The following is a 23,358-nucleotide window of genomic DNA, read 5'->3' on the forward strand; positions in this document are numbered from 1 at the left end:
CAACCCCTCCGGTTGACCTCACACCTAACATAGAACGCAACTTTTCTTTCAATTCCTACGCTTCAAGTTGTGCTTCACGGCCAGACTAACGCTAGAAGTTCTCATCTTGTATAAATGGTAAGCGGTGGTTTGAGCGAGCGACCATCAGCGTAGTTAGTCTGAGATGTACCGTAGCTTGTATCTCAGAGGCAAACTGAACGTTGAATACTGCGAACTCAAGCAGTTAAGTCATTTGGTGATTGAAATAATCCGAGGTCGTGAGACCCGATCGGCTCGAGCGGCGCGTGTAGTTTTTCAGCATATAGTTCAGATCATCTGGAAAGAGGGAGGCAGCAAGTGCATCATGAGGCGTAATGACACCACCTTCATAAAGGTCAAAAAGCGCCTGGTTGAGCGTTTGGCTACCGTCCTTACCTTCTTCCATCAACTGATAAATTTCGTCGGTAGCACCCTTCTGTAAATAGTCTCGAACAGTGTCCGTGTTGATCATGATTTCTAGTGCAGCCGTGCGTCCACCGTGGACAGTCGGCACCAACGCTTGCGCGATTACAGCACGGAGGGCATCGACAATCTGAATCCGCACAGTTTCTTGCTCTTCAGGAGAGTAGAAGTTGAGCAGGCGCTTGAAGGCGTTGACAGAACCTTTTGTATGCAGAGTACCCAAAACCAGGTGCCCTGTAAGAGAGGCGCGAATGGCAGTATCTACCGTTTCACGATCGCGCATTTCACCAATCAAAATGATGTCTGGGTCTTGCCGTAGAGCGCCGCGCAATGCATCTTTAAATTCTTGAGTATGCAGTCCCACTTCGCGCTGTGTCACCAACGACTCATTGGACGTGTGAACGTACTCAATCGGGTCTTCGATCGTCACAATTTTGCGGGGCAGCGTTTCATTCACATGGCGCAGCATTGCTGCCAGCGAGGTAGATTTACCAGAGTTCACCGAACCTGTCACCAAAATCAACCCTTGCCGCTCTTCTGCCAGCACGCGCAAAATATCTGGCAATCCGAGCTTCCGCAGCGTTGGCACATCCAGCGAAATCAACCGCAGCACCATCGCGCCGCCCATAATCGACTGAGAGCAGTTGACCCGACACCGCACCATCCCATCATAAAGAATGGCAGTGTCCAGCTCTTGCCGTTCCTTAAATTGCTCTTGTTGGACTGGTAGCAAGACTTCTTGCAAAAATTCTTCAAACTGACGCGAAGTAACTTTACCGTACGTCTCCTGCTTGACCATCTTGCCCTGAATACGGAAGCGCACAGGCTCACCGACCTGGAGGTGAATATCAGATGCACGTTGTTTGTAAGCATCTTCAACCATGACTTGCACAGTGCCCTGACGTTGCACCGCTTGATCAGGACCATCCAGCGCGATCGCGTTGAGACTCATTGCCTCAGTACCCTGGGCAGTCGGTCCACAGTTAATGCGACCCTGCATAAAGCCAGGAATACGTACATCCATATCAAGCTTACGCACTTCCAGGTAATGCTTGAGCTGCTGGGGGGTCAACACTTCTTGGAGGTAGTGCCGAAACTGCTCTGGTGCTAGCGGAGCAAGATGCTCCTGAGGAAGTAACTTCCCGCTCATTCGATAGAACGGAGGGCGACCTGGCTGAAGATATAATGCTGTTGCACCTCGATTGTGTGCGTCTTGGATGACAAACCGAATCGATGTCGGTGCGTCAGGCTTCGATCCAGCAGAACCAGTAGAAGCGTTAATAGCAGTCATAACAAGTAGCTTCCAAAGCGAGGAGACAGTAAGCGTAAAAACCAGGACGATCCGCACTAAAACGTTGTGTCAGACCAAAGGTGAAGCATGATTAGTAAACAGACAGCACTAGGAGCATGACCATACGGGGAGGCGCAAGACAAGGAATTAGCTCAATAGAAATAGGCTTAAGCTTAATCAAAATATGATCGCCCTTTGATATTAAGACAATTGGTTTTTGTGCATCCAAGCAATCAGCAAACAAGATCATTTAACCGGACTAAACAGAGTTTCTGCAACTAAAGGAAGCAGAGAACCCTAAATTAGACTTCTTAAACTAGCACTTTCAGATGGTCAATAGGGTTTATCAATCTAGCCGTAAGGAGCTAGCCTCGATCTACACCTGCAACTTAATCTACCCCGCCAAGGTTGAGCGCTATCATATAAATTTTTAGTGAAGATTTGACGAAAGCCTTTATCGTCACAGGCAATCACCATTACTTGACTTAGCTACGTTCTGTCACTGCTGCACCAACAGCACAACTGCATAAGCGGCAATGCCTTCTTCGCGTCCAGTTGCATCCAGAGTTTCATTAGTCGTAGCTTTGATGCCAACTTGATTGGGTTGCAGATTCAGAGCTGTTGCAAGGCGATCGCGCATCGCCTTAATATGTGGCTTTAATTTCGGGCGCTCTGCCACGATTACGGAGTCAACATTGCCGATCGCCCAGCCATTGTCCTGAATCAAGCGATCAACCTGGGTTAGCATTGCCACACTGTCTGCACCTGCCCATTTAGGATCAGTGGGTGGAAAGTAGTGACCAATATCGCCTAGGCTCAAGGCACCGAGCATGGCATCCATGATGGCGTGAGTCAGCACATCGGCATCGCTATGACCTAACAACCCGAGTTCATGCTCAATGCTCACGCCCCCCAGGATAAGCGGGCGATCGCTAACCAAGCGATGAATGTCGTATCCATTGCCAATCCGAATGTTAGTCATCAGCTTGCGGCGAGCGGCTTTCTGATTATATGCGGACAAGCAGCAATCAACGGCATACCAGCACTGTGAGCCACCAATTTTGAAGGCTCGACCTTGAGGCATTGCCTTAAAGAGAACCCACAGCGCTCAAGAGTCCGACTGCTTCTGCTATGCAATGGGCACCAGATCTGCGTAGTCGGAGGCTAGATCAGCTTCAGTCAGGCTATCGGTTACGTCTTGTGGTGTCCAGAGGAGTTCAAAGACTAGCAGGAAGCGCGATCGCAGCAGGGTAATATCTTCCAATACATCACGCAGAAGGGAGGTCGAATAAATCTCGTTAAAAAGAGGCGCATCATCCGCTGTACCAAGCAGCAGCGTCACCACGATATAAGCTGGCTGTTCGCTAGAGGGGGGTGCTACGGGCGCTTTTTGGCTCACAACTCCATTGACATTCGTTAGAGTCTCAGCACTAAATTTACTGCGCTCTTGGATTGAATACTGATTAAACAACGCTTCTGCTTGTTCGCGGCTATCTACCGTCTGCGACCCTGCTAAAACATGTGTCCAGAAATCAGCGTTTTCTAGCAGTGTACTGGCTGTCTCTTGCAACAGTTCAAACAGCCCTTCTGCCGTAGCAGTATTTGCCCGTAATGCAATGTCGGAGAGTTTTGTCTGGAGGCGTTTTGCCCGCGATCGCAGCGCTACTTGAAGACGACTCACTGTCACAATATCATTTGTCAGTTCTGAATCATCAGCGCCGTCACTGTCTGACATTGCTTGCAAATCTTGTTCCATAGCACCCTATTTTTAACCCCATTCTCAAAAAGACTGACTACAAAGATGCCACTTGAACGCGTTTGAATCGTTTGTTTTTAACGAAGTATGCGATGGAAGGATAGACGATCATAACATTAGGTTGCTCAAGACCAGACGCCCTCTAATCATTCTCCCACAATCCTTGCATCGCCCTAGTGTCAAACCATTCCTGCTTTGCTCATGCAGTGAATCTAAAGCTGAACCATCTCTGTATACTCCGTGAGCAATTCGTCGTAGGTGAGGCTATCAGATGACTCTTGTGGACTCCACAACAACTCAAACGCCATGAGGTTATCAGATGGCAGTGACGCTAGCTGTTCTAAGGCACTAGTTAGCTCTGCCTCGGTGCGAATCCGTTCAAAAAGCTGTTGATCGTGGGTTGTGCCAACTAATAACGTCACCACGATATATGCTGCTGGATCTTCATCTGGATTCGGCTTGAACCCATCGCGTTTGTTGACTCTGCCACCTACATTGGTTAGCGTCTCAACACTAAACTTACTACGTTCGGCGATCGAGCTTTTTTGAAAAAGGGCTTCTGCTTCCTCCCGACTTTTGACCGTTTGTGAGTCTGCCAACACGTGTGACCAGTTTTCTGGCATCCGTAACAGCGCTAAAGACGCTTCTTGAACCAGTTGTAGCAGTCCTTCTGGTGTGTCAGTATCAACCTCCAGGCTGAGGTCAGTCAGCTCAGACTGAATATCCCTTGCCACTGCCAGCAGTGCAACCTGAATTTTGCTAACGGTGACAATATCATTGTCACGTTCGTTCGCACCAGTGCTGCCCCGCATGGCTTTCACCACCAGAAACACAAGACCAAAGATGACCGCTGCCGAAACGCCTAGAAAGATGAGTCCAACAATCCAGCCAAGCCCAGAGTCATCAGTCGAGGCTTGCCCACTACTGGAGCTACCACTACGGTAACCATCGTTACGGTACGGGTCATTATAGACGCCAGGACCGACTGGCACGGGCACAATGACAGTGCCACCGCCACCATAGTTACGCTGGTAGGACGGGCTTCGATCGAATCCAGACGATCGTGAAGGGGATGAGCTTGAACCAGACGATCGTGAAGGGGATGAGCTTGAACCAGACGATCGCGATGGGGACGAACGGAAGGAGCCACCACCACTGCGACCACCACTGCTGCGGGCAGAGGCTTCAGCATCGAAGGTCAAACGTGCGTTGGTTGTATCAGTGGAAGGGTGCAAAGTGATTGTGCTTGCCAGCAGTGTTCCGACAGCAATGGCACAATAGCGCTGAAGTTGTGAGTGTCTCATAGATTGAAGTTGCGGCTGTAAAGCTGACCTCTGACGTTAAAGCTACCCTGCGTACTATTTTAAGCAATCAGGCTTGAGGCTGCCCTGACAGTCATGATTCTTGACTGGGCTGCGCTTCAAGCCACTGGGCATAAAGGTCAGGGCGACGATCACGGGTACGCTCAAGCTGTTGCTTTTTGCGCCACTGGGCGATCGCCTGGTGATTACCAGAAAGCAACACGTCGGGTACTGCCCATTCCCGAAAGATAGGAGGACGTGTGTATTGCGGATAATCGAGCAAACCATCCTCAAAGCTTTCTGCCTTCAGCGATTCTGCTTTGCCCACCGTACCTGGCAGCAAGCGGATAACACCGTTCAGCAATGCCAACGCTGGGATCTCGCCACAGGTGAGCACAAAATCACCAAGAGAGACTTCTCGCGTTGCCAGATGCAGCACGCGCTCATCCACCCCTTCATAGTGCCCACAGATGATTACGATCTGATCGTGGTCGATCGCCAACTGCTGGAACATTGCCTGATGCATTGGCTCACCTTGAGGCGTCATCAAAAGCACTGCCCGTCGCGGCAAAACTGGTAACGACTCCACTGCTGCAAAGATCGGTTCTGGCTTCATCAACATCCCCACACCGCCACCGTAGGGTTCATCGTCTACCCGATGGTGTTTATCGCTTGTAAAGTCGCGTGGATTTGTGCAGTGAACAGCCGCAATCTGTCTGGTCAGCGCTTTGCCCAGCAAGCCCGAACCAAGAGGAGAGGTAAAAAAGTCGGGAAACAAGGTGACAAGATCGAAGCGCATTCCGGTTGAACTTTAAACTGTGAGCGTTGAACTGTAGACTAAAAGCACTCGACAGCCTAACACGCTTGAGCGATCGCAGAGCCACGTCTAACCTTAGTAACAGCTTTGGCGGCGTTGCCTAGCGATCCCCACTGCTAGCCTATGTCACAACTCTCTAGCATTACAATTCTCTAGCGTATGATGCCTAGGGGAACCTGATGCCGCAAGCATAGGTTAAGCAGGGATCACGCGATCGTATCTGTATCTAACGTCTTTATCCAAGTCCGTCTAATCGCTTTTGCCAAGCAAACACTATTATGAGGACAATGAGCGGTCAGGCGGCAACATGAACAATAGCAGCGTCCACACCTCAGTGATGAAACTATGGGAGCGCTGGTTTCCCACTGCCCCCGTTCCCAGTACATTTGACGTTGTAGCGTCACAAGTCGATTTTCAGCCCCTTGGAGAGAATATGCCCCAGTCTACGAAAACTGCCATTATGGTGATTGGAGGGGCAGAGGATAAAATTCACGGGAAGGAGATTCTGCACAACTTCTTTGGTCGCTCGGGGGCGGCAGAGGCTCGTATTGCTATTATTCCATCTGCGTCTCGTGAACCTGCCATTATTGGCGAACGCTACCTCACTATTTTTGGCGAGATGGGCGCTAAAGGGATAGAGGTGCTGGATATACGTGATCGCGAACAGTGTAACGATGCTCTGATGCAGAGCTATGTCGAAAACTGTACAGGCGTTTTTATGACTGGGGGCGACCAGTTACGTTTATGTGGGCTACTGGCTGATACACCGCTTATGAGAACGGTACGTCAACGCGCGCAGAAAGGCGAAATCACACTGGCGGGCACCAGTGCAGGCGCAGCAGTCATGGGTCACTATATGATTGCTGGAGGAGGCAGTGGAGAATCGCCCAATCGATCGCTCGTTGATATGACAACGGGGCTAGGCATTATTCCCGAAGTCATTGTGGATCAACACTTTCACAACCGCAACCGCATGGCTCGCTTGATGAGCGCGATCGCTGCGTATCCCGATCGTCTGGGTATCGGCATTGATGAAGATACCTGCACGTTGTTTGAGGGCGATGGCACGCTGCAAGTGATTGGCAAAGGTACTGTGACTATTCTCGACCCAGCAGAACTGTCCTACACTAATCAGGAAAAGGTTGGTGCGACTGACCCTCTTAGCATTGGCAACCTGCGCTTACACATCTTGAGCCACAGCGATCGCTACGACCTCCGTAAACGAGTGCCATCGTTTGCTGCCTATCGTATGGCGCAGGAATAGTCTGCGGCTCTGGCTTCAATTTACAGAAGGTGTACTCTGAGGCTAAAGCGTTCTTTTATAAACAAGCAATCAACGAACGTATCTTTTTCAACCATTAGCCTTTAGTTTGTAATCCCTGACAGCATGGACATTCTGGACGAGGCAAACCACCTTTTCGACTTAGAAATGTTTACAGTGAACAGTCTGAGGGGTTTTAAGAGTTTGAAACTGAGAGAGTGCTCCTTTTGGTTGTCTTTTTAGCGATAACAAAAGTTAAAAGCTGATATTTTGTTGCCCAGCCTTGGCGTTCCTCCTAAAGAATCAGTGTCATGAAAATACTCAAAGTACAGACGCTACGCGGTCCCAACTATTGGAGCATTCGCCGTCCAAAACTCGTTGTCATGCGTCTGGATCTGGAGGAGCTTGCAGATAAGCCCTCCAATGTAATTCCTGGCTTCTATGAAGGACTGACAGAGGCATTGCCTAGTTTGGTCGAGCACTTTTGTTCGCCAGGTTGCCGGGGTGGCTTTCTAAGCCGTGTCCGTGAAGGCACCATGATGGGGCACATCGTTGAACACGTGGCTTTGGAGCTACAAGAGCTAGCAGGCATGGTGGTGGGCTTTGGCCGCACCCGCGAAACGGCTGACCTGGGAACGTATCAGGTTGTCTTTGAATATCAGGATGAACAGGCGGGGCGCTATGCTGCCAGGGCGGCTGTGCGTCTTTGCCAAAGCATCATCGAAACGGGCCACTACCCTCAAGAGGAGCTAGCGCAAGATTTGCAAGACTTGCGATCGCTCCAGGCTGAAGCGTCACTGGGACCCAGTACCGAAACGCTGATCAAAGAAGCAGAGGCGCGCGGCATTCCCTGGGTGCAACTGAGCGCCCGCGCCATGATTCAGTTTGGCTATGGCGTACATCAGAAGCGGATTCAGGCAACGTTAAGCAATCGCACGGGCATTCTGGCGGTTGAGCTTGCCTCGGATAAAGAAGGCACCAAGCAAATTTTGCGCGAAGCAGGTGTACCAGTGCCGCGCGGTACGGTCATTGGCTACTTGGATGAACTGGAGGGGGCGATCGCGGATGTCGGCGGCTACCCGATCGTGATCAAGCCTTTGGATGGCAATCATGGACGTGGGATTACCATCAACATTATGTCCTGGGAACAGGCAGAAGCCGCCTATGACGCTGCCAAAGAAGTTTCTAGGGAAGTGATTGTCGAGCGCTTTTATCAGGGACGAGATCACCGCGTACTGGTTATCAACGGTAAGGTGGTTGCAGTAGCGGAACGGGTGCCAGCGCATGTAGTGGGTGATGGTTCCTCAACAATCAAAGCACTCATTGACCAAACGAATGAAGATCCGCTTCGGGGTGAAGGGCACGAAAACGTCTTGACGAAACTGGAGGTCGATCGCACGACCTGGCAGCTATTAGAGCAACAGGGCTACGACCTCGAGACAGTGCTGCCAGAGGGCGAAATTTTCTATCTGCGAGCGACTGCTAATTTGAGCACGGGCGGCATTGCGGTCGATCGCACCGACGATATGCACCCCGAAAACATCTGGCTGGCACAGCGCGTTGCCAAAATTATCGGACTAGATATTGCAGGAATCGATGTCGTCACGCCTGATATTTCACGTCCCCTACGCGAAGTGGATGGTGTGATTGTCGAAGTCAACGCCGCTCCTGGGTTCCGGATGCACGTTAGCCCCAGTCGAGGGATTCCCCGCAATGTAGCTGAGCCAGTGTTAAGTATGCTGTTTCCGCCCGGTGCACCCAGTCGTGTGCCGATCATTGCGCTCACAGGCACAAATGGGAAGACGACTACAACGCGCTTGACGGCGCACATCTTCAAGCAAACAGGGCAAGTTGTAGGCTACACCACGACCGACGGCACCTACATTGGCGATTATTTAGTAGAACCTGGCGACAATACGGGACCCCAAAGCGCTCAACTGATTTTGCAAGATCCAACGGTGGAAGTCGCTGTACTTGAAAGCGCTAGAGGTGGCATTCTCCGTTCTGGGCTGGCGTTTACAGCATGTGATGTCGGTGTAGTGCTAAATGTCGCTGCCGATCACCTGGGTCTTGGCGACATTAACTCGATCGAACAAATGGCACAGGTCAAAGGTGTCGTCGCTGAAACAGTGATCCCAGGTGGCTACGTGGTGCTGAATGCGGATGATCCCCTGGTTGCTGCGATGGCAGATCGGGTCAAGGGTCAAATCGCTTACTTCTCCATGAATCCTGATAGTCCACTGATTCGATCGCACACCCAGCAAGGGGGGCTAGCGGCTGTTTACGAAAATGGCTATTTGTCCATTCTTAAAGGCGACTGGACGCTGCGGATTGAGCAGGCAGTGAATGTGCCCTTGACCCTGGCAGGGCGAGCGCCGTTCATGATTGCCAATGCGCTAGCAGCAAGTTTGGCAGCCTTCGCCCAGGGTGTCCGTATTGAGGACATTCGTGAAGCGCTGATGACCTTCCAGGCTTCGACCGAGCAAACACCGGGACGAATGAATCTGGTGAATCTGGGTCGATACCATGCGCTGGTCGATTATGCTCATAACGCCCACAGCTACGAAGCCTTAGGCGGCTTTGTGAAAAACTGGCCCGGTGAGCGTATTGGTGTGGTCGGCGGTCCGGGCGATCGCCGCGACGAAGACTTTGTGACTCTGGGTAAGCTGTCGGCACAGATGTTCGATCGCATCATCATCAAAGAAGATGACGACACACGGGGTCGACCACGCGGAGATGCCGCCAGCTTAATTACTGAAGGGATTGTGCAAGTAAAACCAGATGCTCGGTACGAAACCATCCTCGACGAAGTGACCGCTATTCACACGGCTTTGGATGCTGCTTCGCTTAATGGGTTGGTCGTCATCCTACCCGAAAGCGTCACTCGCGCCATTAGCCTGATCAACGCTCGTCGCCCGGAGGAAAAACCCTCGCCATCACCTGTAGCTGTGAAGTCAGCGGAGAATGGTCAATCGCAAGCAGTTTCAGAAGCTAACCCTGAAGGATCTGTAGAATACGTCAACTTTAGTCGCTAGCACTTGGTATGAAGGAGCCATAGCTGTGGTGAGGGAGCATAGAATTTAACTAACGCTCCCTTAGAGGGTCGATCGCTGTTTTCCCGAATATCTGCATTTCAGCTGATGGGCAGATCATGCTGGAGTACTGCACAGAGCTACCTATAGAAAATCGCGTCAGAAAATCATTCTCTGGAAAGCTTCAAGCAGACAAACTAGCATCTCATTCGCAGGCAAGAAGTAATTGCTAACCCTTTAATACTCTTCAAAAGAATCTAATCTCCCTTGCTTCGGTTCATTAGATAAGTTTGCAGCTCTTAGCTCAAGAACTTTTAATAATGTATGCCTGGTAGAAATTAGATTATTATCTACATCATATTTTGAAACAACTCCTACTATCGCTAATACTGAATCTCCAGGGGCAAGGACAAACTCTCTATTTCTAAATCTTTCTAACCATTCAAAGTCATTAATTTTCACATCAATTGAGCCTTTTCCATCCTTAAACTCCCATTGGGAGGAGCCAAGATAATCAGGCTTTTTAACTTTTAATAACATTGTGATCTCATTAGCAAGAGTCTCTTTGGTCAATATATCCTCAATGACTCCTGGAGTAAGGTCTAAACCAAGATTAAAAGGTGTTTTACTATTATCTCTACCGATATATTCAACACTATCTTTACCTTCTGTTAAATACGCAACAGCTGACTGCATTTTCTGAATGCCGAAAAGCAAGTCTTTTTTCGGAACAGGTGTGTAAATAGGCAATTCAGGTGTTGGCTTCTTTTCTGATAGAATACCAAAAATTTTCATCTGAACTTCTGTTAAGCCGACATCAGTTAATGCAGCTTTATTTCTTGTAAAATCTATAAGAGCAAACTTGCTTTCACCCAGATATTCTTCAAGCTTATGAGAATCTAAGCCCAAACTGGGAGTATTCTGAGGGAACTTAAAGGTACTTCTAATCCAAGCAATAAGAGAGCCTTTTTGGATATCCTCCAAAAGCAAGATAGGTTCAACATCTACTTGAATAGAACTGACCAGTCTTCTGTCTATGTCTTGGCAAACTTTGATAAGCTCAGCCATAGCGACAAAAACGCGAGAAGGATCTCCCTCCCTCTCATCAAAGTTAATCTTTAAGCCGAATGAGGCTCTAGACCTAGTAATCAGCCCAGCTTCTGTAAGTGCAACCACCTATGTATTTCCAAGCATTATAAGGTTCGGGAAAGTTCGGTCATGGCTTTAAGCGATCGAGAGGCTGGCAATAAATAAACTCATCCTATCAGTCAATATCGGTACAGTGCGATCGTTGTTTTGCCAGCACCATGCGATTGTTTAGCATCGAAGCTTTCAGCAGCAGAGGTTTAAGCGATCGTACCCAAAGGACAGACTATTGTAGAAGGCATATGAATGTAGAAATCACTATTTTCTATTGTTAATAATCGTCCCACTCAGCAAAGAAAAAGCATATTTGAGAGTTTACAAAGCCCAAATACTTTCAGCCATGCTTATCAAAGCTTTGTGTCTTCCTTGGAGAGAAGAAATATCCCAGTCTGGGTAATCACAGAGATCTTTGGTTATATCAAACGAAACCTTCTTATTACTTTTTCCGTAAACTTCTTTCTTTTTGTCAAATGAACTATTCTGAGCCTCGGAGTTTTTGGCACCACTAATTAATGCTAGATTGCCCAGCTTATGTAGCCATTCAGCGTGTTCTTTGTCTGTAAATCTTGCCTGCCAATAATCATTAAGACTGCGCTGAGGTAGAACGTGTTCGATAGTAATTCGTCCGTGATAGGTCTTATATACACTATCATCTTGCATCTCCTGATCCATTCTCAAAAGTACAGCTTTTAGAAAATTGACTCTGTTAGGAGATGGCTCATATATATCGTCGTCAAGAGAAGATATAAAGCCTAAATTGTCAGCATGATCTTTAATAACATCAATTATTTCTTGAAACGTCTTTCCAGTATTAATAGCCACTAAAGCTGAGAAGCAAACTATTTCTCGCTTACTTCTCACCTGTTTCTTAAACCATCCATGCATGTAGCACTTCTCAAAAATTTGAACAAATTCCTTGAACTGTTTTTTGCTAATGCTGTTATCCTTGTCCATCCGATTGATAAAAGCCAAAATGGGCGGCACCCATTCATCTGAAAGCCGGGACAGAGAAGAAAAAACTTTGAATAATCCCATATCTTCAAATTCTAAGTCTTTAATTCTTTGATAATTACCTGCAGCCTTAAGAAGATCAACAGTAAATTTTATCGCTTGATTTGAATACACGCTTTTCAAAAGATCTGCATACTCATCCACCAAATTTTTAACTGCTCTATCTCGATCTTTCTTTTGAGATAATCTATTTAGCATTAAAAATTTATCCATATTTTCAACGCCAATGGTGTCCTCAATTCTGTCCCAATATTCCTCTACTTTTTCATGCCCTTCACCAGAATCTTCTGCTATTTCAAAAAGACTATTTTTGATTAGATCAGAGCCAGCTAAAGGCATTCCTCTTGTATTGAGAACATTAAACAGTCTGAATGAGGAGGTAAAATTATCTGTTTGAACGAAAACGACATAAACACGCTCTAATATATATCTTGCAAGACTGCAAAGAACAGCTTCGTCATCCGCTTTTGATAACAGATATTCCTCAATTGTTTTAAAGTTTTCTATAAAAAGTTTTTGAGTAGATGTTGGAGAATCAGGAAGAAAACTAGAATTCCCTTGCAAGATGTAATTGTAATAAAGGTCAAACTCCTTACTTCTAACTTTCAATCTAGGCTCTTGAGGCTTATCAGAGAAGTCATCAATAGGCAGAACTCTTTTTTGCAGATTTTCTTTAGCTCTTTTATTTTGACTAATCAAATCTTTCATTTTGGCAAAAATAAGACTGAGTGTAGTTAGTCTCTGCTGCCCATCAACGATCTCATATGTATAATCACCTTTGTGTATACAAATCAAAGTTCCAATAAAATATTCTTCGTTTTCCTGACAAAAGCTATTGTATATGTCTTCTATTAATTGCTCTGTGTTACTCTTATCCCAGCTATATGGTCTTTGATAAGACGGAACAACGTACTTCTTGTTTTCTGTAAGAATATCGATAATCTTTGACTCTTTTGCCTCCATTTTTCTGCCTCACATTAAGTTTGGGATGGTAATCAGAAAGAGTTCAATCGTCACAATGCTCTAATCTTAGTGCGGAAAAGCCTTTCTCAGTAGGCCTTTCAAGCGATGAACTAGATTTCTACAGTACAAATGTAACCTAGATTCTTTAAACATGACAGGTAGTAGTACTCTGCGCTCATCATTTTCGTTAAATTCCCACTAACCTGTTGGCGCATAACTTTATATTAGATAGACTTTGTTCCTGCGCATTTACTTAAGTTAGAGAATTTAATTTAGACAGGCTCTTGTCGGCTAAATCTTTGACTGAGACAATTAGGCTGAGACATCGTACTCTAAAATCTGACCGCAGTGATTAGGCTATACTTTGCCTGCACATTAGCCATGTGAAAGGGATAAAACCGGAAATTTAAGGTTTTTATCAGTGTGGTAAGGTCTTTGCTTCCCCTCCTATCTCTTGAATGGTTCTTCTTCCTGATCTTGATTCGGCAGGAGAGATCGCTACTTCCGTTCAAGCTGTCGTAACTAATGAAGAAGCGATCGTTACTTATGCTCAAGCGGTGGTAACTTCTGCACAAGCAATCGTTACTTATGCACAAGTTATCGTTACTTACGCTGGAGCGATCGTTAGTAATGATGAAGCTATGGTTACTAACGGTAAAGCTATGGTTACTAACGGTGAAGTTACCGTTAAGCACGTTTAGGCAATCCAGCGTTCTGCCTGCGTATAAACCCGCTCTCCTGTTTCTCAGCAGTTGAGTTGCGGCTTCCGCTTCACTTTGTCAGGGCAGTTTGTCGGGATGTCAGGTGAAATGACAGAATCATGCGGCATCATTAAGATCAGCGAATAATTTCTTAGCAGATCCCACCACGTCTCATGGCTACTCCCTTCAGCGGCGCTCAAATTCGGCAAACCTTCCTCGACTTCTACGCAGACAAAGGGCACAAGATATTGCCCAGTGCTTCTCTAGTGCCAGAAGACCCGACGGTGCTGCTGACGATCGCCGGGATGTTGCCGTTTAAGCCCATCTTTCTGGGGCAGCGTCCGGCTGAGTTTCCTCGCGCTACGACTTCGCAGAAATGCATTCGCACCAACGACATTGAGAATGTAGGACGCACCGCACGGCACCACACCTTCTTTGAGATGTTGGGCAACTTCAGCTTTGGCGACTACTTTAAGTCGCAGGCGATCGCCTGGGCGTGGGAACTGTCTACTCAAGTCTACGGCTTACCGCCTGAACGTTTGGTCGTGAGCGTGTTTGAAGACGATGACGAAGCCTTTGCCATCTGGCGAGATGAGATTGGCATTCCAGCGCATCGGATTCAGCGCATGGGCGAGAAAGATAACTTCTGGGTGTCGGGTCCTACGGGTCCATGTGGTCCGTGTTCTGAGATCTACTACGACTTTCATCCCGAAAAAGGTGATGAACACATTGATCTGGAAGACGACACTCGGTTTATCGAGTTCTACAACCTGGTGTTCATGCAGTACAACCGGGATGCAGCAGGTAATCTGACACCGCTGGCAAACAAAAACATTGATACAGGCTTGGGACTGGAACGGATGGCGCAAATCCTCCAGAAGGTGCCCAACAACTATGAAACCGATCTGATTTTTCCCATTATTCAGAAGGCGGCGGCGATCGCTAAGCTCGACTACGCTACTGCTGACGCAACAACTCAGATTGCGCTGAAAGTCATCGGCGATCACGTCCGTGCCGTGGTGCACATGATTGCCGATGGCATAGTGGCATCCAACGAAGGCAGAGGTTATGTGCTACGGCGGTTGATTCGGCGCGTCATTCGCTATGGTCGCTTGATTGGCATTGATGGTGAGTTTACACCCAAGGTTGCCGAAGCCGCGATCGCCCTGTCTGAGTCTGCTTATCCCAGCGTGCGCGCGATGGAGCGGACGATTAAAGTCGCCCTACAACGAGAAGAAATCAGCTTCTTGAAAACGCTCGATCGGGGTGAGAAGCTCCTGGCAGAGGTCATTGAGCAAATGGGCGCGGGTGGACAAATTTCTGGCAACGATGCCTTCACGCTTTATGACACCTTCGGCTTTCCGCTAGAGCTAACCGAAGAGATTGCGGCTGAGAAGGGGTTGACCGTTGATGCCAAAGGCTTTGAAGCTGAGATGGAGCAACAACGGCGGCGCTCGCAACTAGCGCATGAAACGATCGACCTCACCGCTCTAGGCACACTGGATCATCTGGCAGACCATATTGAGCAAACCGAGTTTTTGGGCTATACCCAACCAGCAACCGACGCAGCAGTGCAGGTCTTAATGGTCAATGGCAAGCCCAGACAAACCGTTGAGGCTGGCACCGATGTACAGGTCGTGCTGGATAAAACGCCGTTTTATGCTGAGTCGGGTGGTCAGATTGGCGATCGCGGCTATCTTTCTGGTGACGATGTCCTGGTGCGCATTGAGGATGTGCAAAAAGAATCTGCCTTCTTCGTCCACTACGGTCGCATTGAGCGGGGCACCTTGCATACAGGCGATGCCGTCACCGCGCAAATTGATCTTGCCTGCCGTCGTCGCGCCCAGGCACACCACACCGCTACCCATCTCTTACAATCGGCACTGAAAAAGCTGGTAGACGACAACATTTCTCAAGCGGGTTCGTTGGTGTCCTTCGATCGCCTCCGCTTTGACTTTCACTGCCCTCGCCCGCTTACACCCGACGAACTCCAACAGGTTGAAGATCAGGTCAACACCTGGGTTGCCGAAGCGCATCATGCTCAAACATCAATCCTACCGATCGCAGAAGCAAAAGCCAAAGGTGCGATCGCCATGTTTGGTGAAAAATACGGCAGCGAAGTCCGCGTACTGGACGTAGCAGGCGTATCAATGGAACTGTGCGGCGGCACCCACGTGAGCAACACGGCTGAAATTGGTCTGTTCAAAATCGTCTCCGAAACAGGCGTAGCAGCCGGCGTTCGTCGCATTGAAGCCATTGCGGGACCTGCCGTGCTGGAGTACCTGAATGTACGCGATGCCGTTGTGCGCGACTTGAGCGATCGCTTTAAGGTTAAGCCTGAAGAGATTGGCGATCGCATCACTACCCTGCAAACCGAACTCAAAACTACTCAAAAGCAACTCGAAACCGTCAAAGGTCAGCTTGCTCTTGCCAAAGCCGATAGCCTGCTGGCACAAGCCGAAGCTGTGGGTGAGTTCCACATTCTGATCGCGCAACTCGATGGCGTTGACCCCGAATCGCTTAAAACGGCTGCGGAACAGCTTCAGCAAAAGCTGACCAACGGTGCGGTTGTGCTTGGCTCTGTGCCCGAACCCGATAAGGTTAGTCTCGTCGCTGCCTTTAGCCCTGCTGTAGTTAAAAAAGGCTTACAGGCTGGGAAACTAGTGGGCGCGATCGCCAAGCTCACAGGCGGCGGCGGCGGCGGACGACCCAACCTCGCTCAAGCAGGCGGACGTGATGCCAGCAAGTTACCTGAAGCACTCGAAGAAGCGAAGAACCAGTTACGCTCTGGACTGAGTTAGGTTAGTCGCTCACTATATTCCCCAGGCATTCTATAGCTGTCATGACACCACAAATCCTGGAAAAACCGTCTTCAACCCAAGAGCAACGGCTTCTCTTGCCCGGTTGGCATAGCTGGCAAGAGTTCAAGGCGATTCAGACCCTGATGGAAGAAGTGCCTGGAGTACGGCTAACCTATCTGGATGGGTTTATTGAACTTATGACGATCGGCGAACCTCACGAATTACTCAAAAAAGCAATCTCGATTCTGTTGGAAGTTTATTTCTTCGAGATGGGCATTGAATTTGTACCTGTTGGCAGTGCAACTCGTGAAGTAGAAGGGCAAAAAGTTTCGTTTGAGCCAGATGAATCCTATTACATCGGTGGGAAGGGAAGTAAAGAGCATCCTGATCTTGCGATCGAAGTCATTATCACCAGCGGAAATATCAAGAAATTAGCGAAATACAAGCGGTTGGAAATCCCTGAAGTCTGGTTTTGGGAAGACAATAGCCTCTCTCTTTACCGGTGGCGTGAGCAGGATTACGAAGCCATTTCTCGCAGTGAATTTTTGCCGAAGTTAAATATTGATTTGCTAGTGCGCTGTGTGCTGATGCCGTCTCGACTGGAAGCCAGAAACGAATTTCTTAAAGGGATTCAACGTTAACCGATTAATTTTGAAGTGGGATCATGCTCAAGAAACTCATCTTGGAAAACTGAAAAAGTTTTCGTTACGCAGAACCTCCCATTGACCCACTTACTGTATTGATTGGCACTAATGCTAGTGGAAAATTAAAGGCGATCAAAGCTTTAGAGTTTCTTCGGCTTTGAGGTCGAGGCTTTCACAAGCGACAAGGGGTTGAAAGCGTACCAGTCAATCCTTCTACCAAGCGCGATTCCCAAGCGTAGAAGTCAAAGAAGCATTAAGAACGATCGCCCATGCTAATTTTTACCAGCCTGCTCGCGTTCTACCTTGCCTGGAACTTGGGAGCCAATGACGTTGCCAACTCAATGGGCACTTCCGTTGGCTCAAAGGCGGTCACGTTGCGACAAGCGTTGGTCATTGCAGGCATTCTAGAATTTGCGGGAGCAGTGTTGTTTGGGCGAGATGTATCGGCAACACTGGCAACGAAGATTGTGAATCCAGCGTTGTTCGCGCAGTCGCCACAGCTTTTGCTAGTGGGCATGGTATCTGTTTTGCTTACTTGCGGTCTATGGCTGAATCTTGCGACTTTAAAGGGGCTGCCTGTTTCTTCATCCCATGCAGTGGTCGGCGCGATCGCTGGATTTGCCTGCGTTGCAATTGGTTCTCAAGCCGTCGATTGGCGATCGATTGGCATCATCTCACTTACCTGGGTTGTCACTCCTGTCATCAGTGGAGCGATCGCAGCCCTCTTTTATAGCCAAATCAAACGCTGGATTCTTGACCAACCGGACGCGATCGCGCAGCTTAGAGAATGGATTCCCTGGCTGAGTGCTGCGTTGCTCAGTGCCTTTGGTGTGATTGTTCTACCCACTGTTGTGGAAAAGTTCGCCGTTGCGTTACCGTTGCCATCCCATACAATCTCGCTGGCAATTGGGGCGATCGGGGCAGTTGGGTTAACTTTTTTTAGCTGGAGGCATTTGGATGAGGCAGGAGGCAGGCTTCCCAAAACGTCAGCCGACGGGAGGCAGGAGGCAGAGGGAGCAAGAGGGGTAGAAGTACAACTAATTGACGATAAAACCGATCAAAATCTTAGTCCTTCTCCCCCAGCCCCCCTTCTCCTTAGCCCCCCTTCTCCCCAGCACTCTCCCTTCTCAGCGACCGAATCACTGATGGCTCGCTTCCAACTTCTAAGCGCCTGCTTTGTTGCGTTTGCTCATGGGTCGAATGATGTGGGGAATGCAGTGGCTCCGCTGGCGGCGATCGTCTACATCGTTCAAACAGGTACAGTTCCTTTAGAGAACTTTCAGGTGCCGTTGTGGATTCTGGTGCTGGGAGGTGCGGGCATTGTTGCAGGCCTGGCGGTGTGGGGCAAGAAGGTGATTGCAACGATCGGGGAAGGTATTATTCCGCTCCAGCCTAGTGGCGGCTTCTGTGCCGAACTTGCCACAGCAACAACCATTTTGTTGGCATCGCGATTGGGTTTGCCCGTGTCAACCTCTCACGCACTAGTGGGTGGAGTCATAGGAATTGGTTTGGTACAGGGAATGAAGTCGATTCGGTTGCAGACCTTAAGCTCGATCGGGCTTGCCTGGATTGTCACAGTTCCTGTTGCTGCTGGGCTAGGTGCACTCATCTTTAGCCTCAGCCGTTGGTTGCTGCCATTTCATTAAATTAAGCAGCGATCGTTCGGATTTGGGTCTATCCTTAATTGGATCTATGCTTAATCAGAGATCGCATCTCCGTTCAGCCACCTCTAGCGTTTAGCTGCGATCGCGTCCCTTATTCAAAAGACTGGACTTAACGCTGTGTTAAGTTACGCCTGGAACATATTCTCTGCAAGCTTGCTGAAAGGATTGATGGCAGTGCTAGTTGTCACCGAAAGCCCCTTTGATGGAAACAATCACTCAAGCGTTAAGCGTCAATGAGCCTGCCGACGATCGTTCTTACAACACACATCCTTACCACGTTTAAATTTTTTCCTGTTTGAGTCATTGTTTTCCTCAATGGGGAGTACCGTGAGAACGGATGAATTACAGATGCTTTAGGAGGTTGGCAATCAAAAGGGGCATTCTGATCATTAAGATGCTGATCGACAAGTACTCGCAGTTAGGATTGGCAGGTTAGAGGAAACCATCCATGGGGCAACTGGGCGATTCTCCAACGTCTGAAGGGCGCACGCCACAATCGAAACTATTTGATGACCAGTCAACAACTGAGGCAGAAAACGCTCGGGCAGTAAATACTGTCTTGCAAGCCGTTGCCCAGGATCTGACAGCGCTCCAGCAAGGGGTGATTGGTCAGCTTTCGCGGGATGTTGCCCGCCTGCAAGCCGAAAAAACGCGGCTCTTAACAGACATTGATAAGCTGCAAGCCTATTATCAAACGCTGCAATCACGCCAACTAGAAGCGCTCTCGCAGCAGCAAATCGCACAGCAGCAGCTTTGGGCCAAGCAGTTAGCTCAGGTGTTAGCAAGCCATTTGCAAGCGCTGATGATCCAGCGGCTCAATCAGCTCGCCAGTACACCTCAGGCATCGACGGCTCCAGCAGCAGGCTTGCCTTTGACTGCTGTCAATGGTCATAGTGATCATGCTCAGCGCCTCTTAGCTTCTCTGGATGCTACTTTTAGCACGACCTTTAAGGCTTTACAGCAAGACCTCAACAGCTATCAAAGTTCGCTATCGCAGCAACTGAACCGCATGCAGGGGCTGGAGCAGCAAGGCGAGGCAATTTTAGAAGCGCTGATCGATCGCCTGCGTGAACAGCTTCAGGTGGAGGCTAGTCGCCCTCCTGCCGCATCGCCGCAGCCATACTATGGAAACGGCTACCCCAGAGAGAATGGCTATGCGAAAGAGGGACATTATGCCGCACCTGTGGCAAATGATGGCATAGCGCAAACTCAGCCGTCGTATGCACCAACGGTGCCACCAAGTCCAGCTTACCCAGCGCCTAGTCAGCAGTATGAGCCACCGAGCGCTCGCCCAATTCCATTAGAAGCACCGGGTGCACCGTTGCCACTGCCCGCTCGATCGAAAAAGGAACTTTCTAACTTTCAGCTAGGGTTGTTGCTGGTACTCCTATCGACAGCAGCACTGTCAATCCACAATGTGGTAGTGCGGATCATTGGCAGTGGAAGCTGGGAGCCGGTAGCGAAGGTATTCACGCTGCATCCAGCGAGGGTGCTTGGTCTGTTTGATTTGGGCGGTTTTCTTCAGCTCAATCTAGGCAATTCATTGCTCATTTTGTGGCTGCGGATGCTGGTAGTGCTGCCGCTGATGGTGCCTGTAGCCATGTTTTTGTACCCCCCTGTCTGGCGAGATCTGAAGAAGTTTTTGTCAGCGCCCGATCGCCGCCCGCTCTTTACCGTGATTGGCAGCGGCGTCTTTTTATTCTTATCTCAAGTATTTATTTACATGGCAATTGGCAAGATTGGTGCCGGTCCAGCAGTAACAATTTTGTTCATGTATCCCATTGTGACGGTCCCGTTGGCGTGGTTTCTGTTTGGCGATCGTCCAACGCGCCTACGTTGGATTGTGATGTTCACAATTTTGCTGGGCGTGATTTTTACCGCTCTACCTGGTCTGACATCAACAAGTGGCACTGTATCTGGTGGCGGTGCATTGACCGCGATCGCGTCTGGTATAGCGTTTGCGTTTTATTTAGTGTGTATGCAGCTTGGCTTCAAAAAGCTACATCCCATCCCAGTCACACTTATTCAGTTCTCAACTATTTTTGTGTTGTCAAGCGTTATCCTGACGTTGCCGCTGAACCTGGGCGTTCAAGTCGATAAGCCTGCTGGATTTTTGGTGGGGGGCATCATCTTGGGCGCTTTGACACTGGTTGGCTACTTAACCAATAATTTTGGTGTGCGCTATATGGGCGCGGCGCTAGCATCGATCGTGGCTTCTAGCGGTCCCGTTGTTACAGCCTTGCTGGCGTTTGTGTTGATCAACAACCCGCTACTAGGGATGCAGCTCTTTGGTATTTTTCTCGTGACGCTTGGTGTAGGTGCTCTTAGCTTTGAGCGGATGCGGAGCCAACGTCAGGCAGCGGTAAAGTAGCGAAGTAGTTGCTTGAACGGGTTGCCTAAGCCTTTGAGTCGGGAAGACGATCGCGCCGCCAAAACTGAATCAATCTGTAAACCTGCGTGAGTTGGTAAGTTTTACCCTGTTGCAGTTTCGATACGAGAGTATCGCTTGGTCGTAGCAGAAAAACCTGGTGTCTAATATCGGGCGGCTCCAGTGTTGCCGCTTCGGTCGCTAGCCGCAGCCTGACATGATCACTAAGGCGATGGCTAAGGGAAAGGAGATTGCCTACTGAGCGATCGCTGACATTATCGCTGAGGAGTAGGGGTTGCGGTGCCTGGTTTACCATACGCGAGATCGGTGGCAGATAAGCATTGTCATATTTATGCCACCAGCTTTCGGCTGACCAACTGCTGGCACCTGAGATGATACCAAGCGCTACCAGGACGATCGTCACTTGTTGCCACTGCTGCGATCGTTTATGAGGCTGAGACATTTTTGTTGCCAGCACATAAGCAACCGCAAGCTGAATGCCCAGGTTGTAGGGAATCAGATAGCGAGGCACCGTCGATCGCAAACCACCTAGCAATAAATCCAGCAGCATCAGCGTGAAAGCATTCGCCCCAGCCAGCGTCAGGATAAAAAGCTTGACCCGCAGCGGCGCTTGACGACAGAACGTGTACAGCGCATAGCCCAGCAGACCAATCAGGGGTGGAATGATGTAGGTGAAGGGATTGTACCAACTAAAATCGACATCTAGAAAGAGGCGGCTAGTATTGAAAGCGGTCTCCAAAAGCCGCAAAAAGGGATTCGTCTTCACAGTTGCCCAGCCGGTTGTGGCATGAATCTTAGCCGCCTGATTCAGCATGACTAGTAACCAGGGCAAAAAAGCGAATAGCCCTGCCAGAGCAGCTAACAAGAAGGCGATCATCGCTTTGCTCAAACGCCATCCTTCCAGTACCGCAACGTAAAGTCCGTGCCCTAGCAACACCAGACCTGAAAGGGGAAAGGTGTAGAGTCCCAGCACAGTGGCAACGGCATAGAGGTGCCACCACAAACGCTTTTGCACGCGCATGGCTCGCAGCAACGTCGCACTAGAAAGTAGCGTCGTGACCGTCCATAGTACGAACTCCCTTGCCTCTTGAGCAAACAGGATATGGAAGGGAGAAACGGCAACCAGTGCGATCGCCAAGCCACTTATGAGCGCTGACTCAAACAACTCCAGGCACAGCCAGTAAAGACTGGGCAATACCAACAACCCCAAGAACGCAGACAAGCTTCTGATTGCTGTTACGGAACTGCCAAAGCACTGCATCCATCCTCTAGCTAGCAGATAATACAGTGGCGGGTGCTGTGAATCTTCTACAACGAGCGACTCCACCGTATCCAGCCAGCTTTTTGCGGCATTAAGCTGCTGATAAAGTTGCAAATCAGCTTTCCCAATTTCATGCCCATCAAAAAGCTGTTGACGGACATCCGCTACTGTAAAGCCAGAAACTCTGAGAGAGGTAAACGCCTCATCGCGCCAATAGACCTTTTGGTCAAGGTGAGTACACCGAAAAAAGATGCCTAACGCCAGCACCATTGCCATGAGCCACTTTAACTGTGCTCGGGAGTTTTTCCAGTCTTGTATCAATTGACTTCACGCTACGAGAACGAAGGCGGCTCAATCGCTAAACAAAGCTGCCAAGAACACCGTAAATGAAAACGCTAGCAAACAACCAATATGGAGGCAAGCTGAAAGCTAAACCTGCGTCACCGAACGCTATTTTTTGAACAGATGGACAACACTATAAATGCGACTCTTTCTATAACCTGGCGTGTTAGGGAAACGGCAATAGCCAAGTAGCCTCTTCTTAATTTAGGTCTTTCCTGTCCCTTTCTCTAGCTATAGACAGAGCAGAGCTCGTTGATCGCGATACATAGACATAGATCTATGTACGACATAACAATCAACCCTTTTTAAGAATGTCTTAATGCCATATGATTTGGATGAGAGCAATCAAGACACGATGTGCGCTCAAATTGTCCTCATCCTTGCCTGTAGCTTGCGTTCCTTAGATTTAAAAGTCTTAGTGGGCGTTTTAGGACAGTTCAGCGCGTTAGTAAAGGTTGCTTCTAGAGCGTTCAGTTGGTTCAGCCAGCCGTAGCGAACGTTCCTCTCTCGTCGCTCAGTTTTTTTGAACACTTGAAG

At 48.9% G+C, this 23,358-nt stretch carries 15 protein-coding genes and 1 pseudogene; 8 read left to right on the top strand and 8 right to left on the bottom strand.

Annotated features, from left to right (window positions below; genetic code table 11):
• Positions 1 to 223 precede the first annotated feature (223 nt).
• From H6F76_RS29190 to trmD, 5 genes are all read right to left on the bottom strand, one after another.
• Positions 224 to 1,732, bottom strand: coding sequence for a PilT/PilU family type 4a pilus ATPase (locus H6F76_RS29190; RefSeq protein WP_190451357.1), 1,509 nt, complete (start codon positions 1,730 to 1,732; stop codon positions 224 to 226).
• A 499-nt stretch (positions 1,733 to 2,231) separates the two neighbouring features.
• Complete coding sequence (ispF, locus tag H6F76_RS29195; RefSeq protein ID WP_190513704.1) at positions 2,232 to 2,714, bottom strand: 2-C-methyl-D-erythritol 2,4-cyclodiphosphate synthase; 483 nt, start codon at positions 2,712 to 2,714, stop codon at positions 2,232 to 2,234.
• Between the two features lie 147 nt (positions 2,715 to 2,861).
• Entirely contained in the window at positions 2,862 to 3,488 is a 627-nt protein-coding gene (locus H6F76_RS29200) for a DUF1517 domain-containing protein (RefSeq protein ID WP_190513631.1), read from the bottom strand.
• A gap of 212 nt (positions 3,489 to 3,700) precedes the next feature.
• Positions 3,701 to 4,792, bottom strand: a complete 1,092-nt coding sequence (locus H6F76_RS29205; RefSeq protein ID WP_190513633.1) for a DUF1517 domain-containing protein — start codon at positions 4,790 to 4,792, stop codon at positions 3,701 to 3,703.
• Between the two features lie 91 nt (positions 4,793 to 4,883).
• On the bottom strand, positions 4,884 to 5,588 hold the full coding sequence (gene trmD, locus H6F76_RS29210; RefSeq protein ID WP_190513635.1) for a tRNA (guanosine(37)-N1)-methyltransferase TrmD: 705 nt from the start codon (positions 5,586 to 5,588) through the stop codon (positions 4,884 to 4,886).
• Between the two features lie 451 nt (positions 5,589 to 6,039).
• On the opposite strand from trmD, the gene H6F76_RS29215 reads away from it, so the two are divergent.
• Together H6F76_RS29215 and cphA are read left to right on the top strand one after the other, a co-directional pair.
• Positions 6,040 to 6,870: a cyanophycinase gene (locus H6F76_RS29215; protein ID WP_190513706.1), complete on the top strand. Its 831-nt coding sequence runs from the start codon at positions 6,040 to 6,042 to the stop codon at positions 6,868 to 6,870.
• Between the two features lie 308 nt (positions 6,871 to 7,178).
• Entirely contained in the window at positions 7,179 to 9,902 is a 2,724-nt protein-coding gene (cphA, locus tag H6F76_RS29220) for a cyanophycin synthetase (protein ID WP_190513637.1), read from the top strand.
• A 234-nt stretch (positions 9,903 to 10,136) separates the two neighbouring features.
• Here cphA and H6F76_RS29225 read toward each other — a convergent pair whose 3' ends face one another.
• Positions 10,137 to 11,075 carry a hypothetical protein gene (locus tag H6F76_RS29225; protein WP_190513639.1) on the bottom strand — a complete coding sequence of 313 codons (939 nt, stop codon included), beginning with the start codon at positions 11,073 to 11,075 and terminating at the stop codon, positions 10,137 to 10,139.
• A gap of 285 nt (positions 11,076 to 11,360) precedes the next feature.
• Positions 11,361 to 13,019 (bottom strand): DUF262 domain-containing protein, encoded by a 1,659-nt coding sequence (locus H6F76_RS29230; RefSeq protein WP_190513641.1) that lies wholly within the window; start codon positions 13,017 to 13,019, stop codon positions 11,361 to 11,363.
• Positions 13,020 to 13,477: 458 nt separating this feature from the next.
• Here H6F76_RS29230 and H6F76_RS29235 point away from each other — a divergent pair, with 458 nt between their 5' ends.
• From H6F76_RS29235 to H6F76_RS29255, 6 genes and pseudogenes are all read left to right on the top strand, one after another.
• Entirely contained in the window at positions 13,478 to 13,720 is a 243-nt protein-coding gene (locus tag H6F76_RS29235; RefSeq protein WP_190513644.1) for a hypothetical protein, read from the top strand.
• A 173-nt stretch (positions 13,721 to 13,893) separates the two neighbouring features.
• Entirely contained in the window at positions 13,894 to 16,521 is a 2,628-nt protein-coding gene (gene alaS / locus H6F76_RS29240; protein ID WP_190513647.1) for an alanine--tRNA ligase, read from the top strand.
• Positions 16,522 to 16,562: 41 nt separating this feature from the next.
• Positions 16,563 to 17,162, top strand: coding sequence for a Uma2 family endonuclease (locus tag H6F76_RS29245; protein ID WP_190513649.1), 600 nt, complete (start codon positions 16,563 to 16,565; stop codon positions 17,160 to 17,162).
• Positions 17,163 to 17,185: 23 nt separating this feature from the next.
• A pseudogene (locus tag H6F76_RS31675) lies at positions 17,186 to 17,320 on the top strand (AAA family ATPase); the annotation flags it as partial.
• A 114-nt stretch (positions 17,321 to 17,434) separates the two neighbouring features.
• Positions 17,435 to 18,811 (top strand): inorganic phosphate transporter, encoded by a 1,377-nt coding sequence (locus H6F76_RS29250; RefSeq protein ID WP_190513651.1) that lies wholly within the window; start codon positions 17,435 to 17,437, stop codon positions 18,809 to 18,811.
• Between the two features lie 466 nt (positions 18,812 to 19,277).
• Positions 19,278 to 21,200: a DMT family transporter gene (locus H6F76_RS29255; RefSeq protein ID WP_242036898.1), complete on the top strand. Its 1,923-nt coding sequence runs from the start codon at positions 19,278 to 19,280 to the stop codon at positions 21,198 to 21,200.
• A 25-nt stretch (positions 21,201 to 21,225) separates the two neighbouring features.
• Here H6F76_RS29255 and H6F76_RS29260 read toward each other — a convergent pair whose 3' ends face one another.
• A complete protein-coding gene (locus tag H6F76_RS29260) occupies positions 21,226 to 22,800 on the bottom strand; it encodes a glycosyltransferase family 39 protein (protein ID WP_206754425.1) in 1,575 nt (524 codons plus the stop codon).
• Between the last annotated feature and the right edge of the window lie 558 nt (positions 22,801 to 23,358).

Source organism: Leptolyngbya sp. FACHB-321 (assembly GCF_014695975.1).
GTDB lineage: Bacteria > Cyanobacteriota > Cyanobacteriia > Leptolyngbyales > Leptolyngbyaceae > Stenomitos.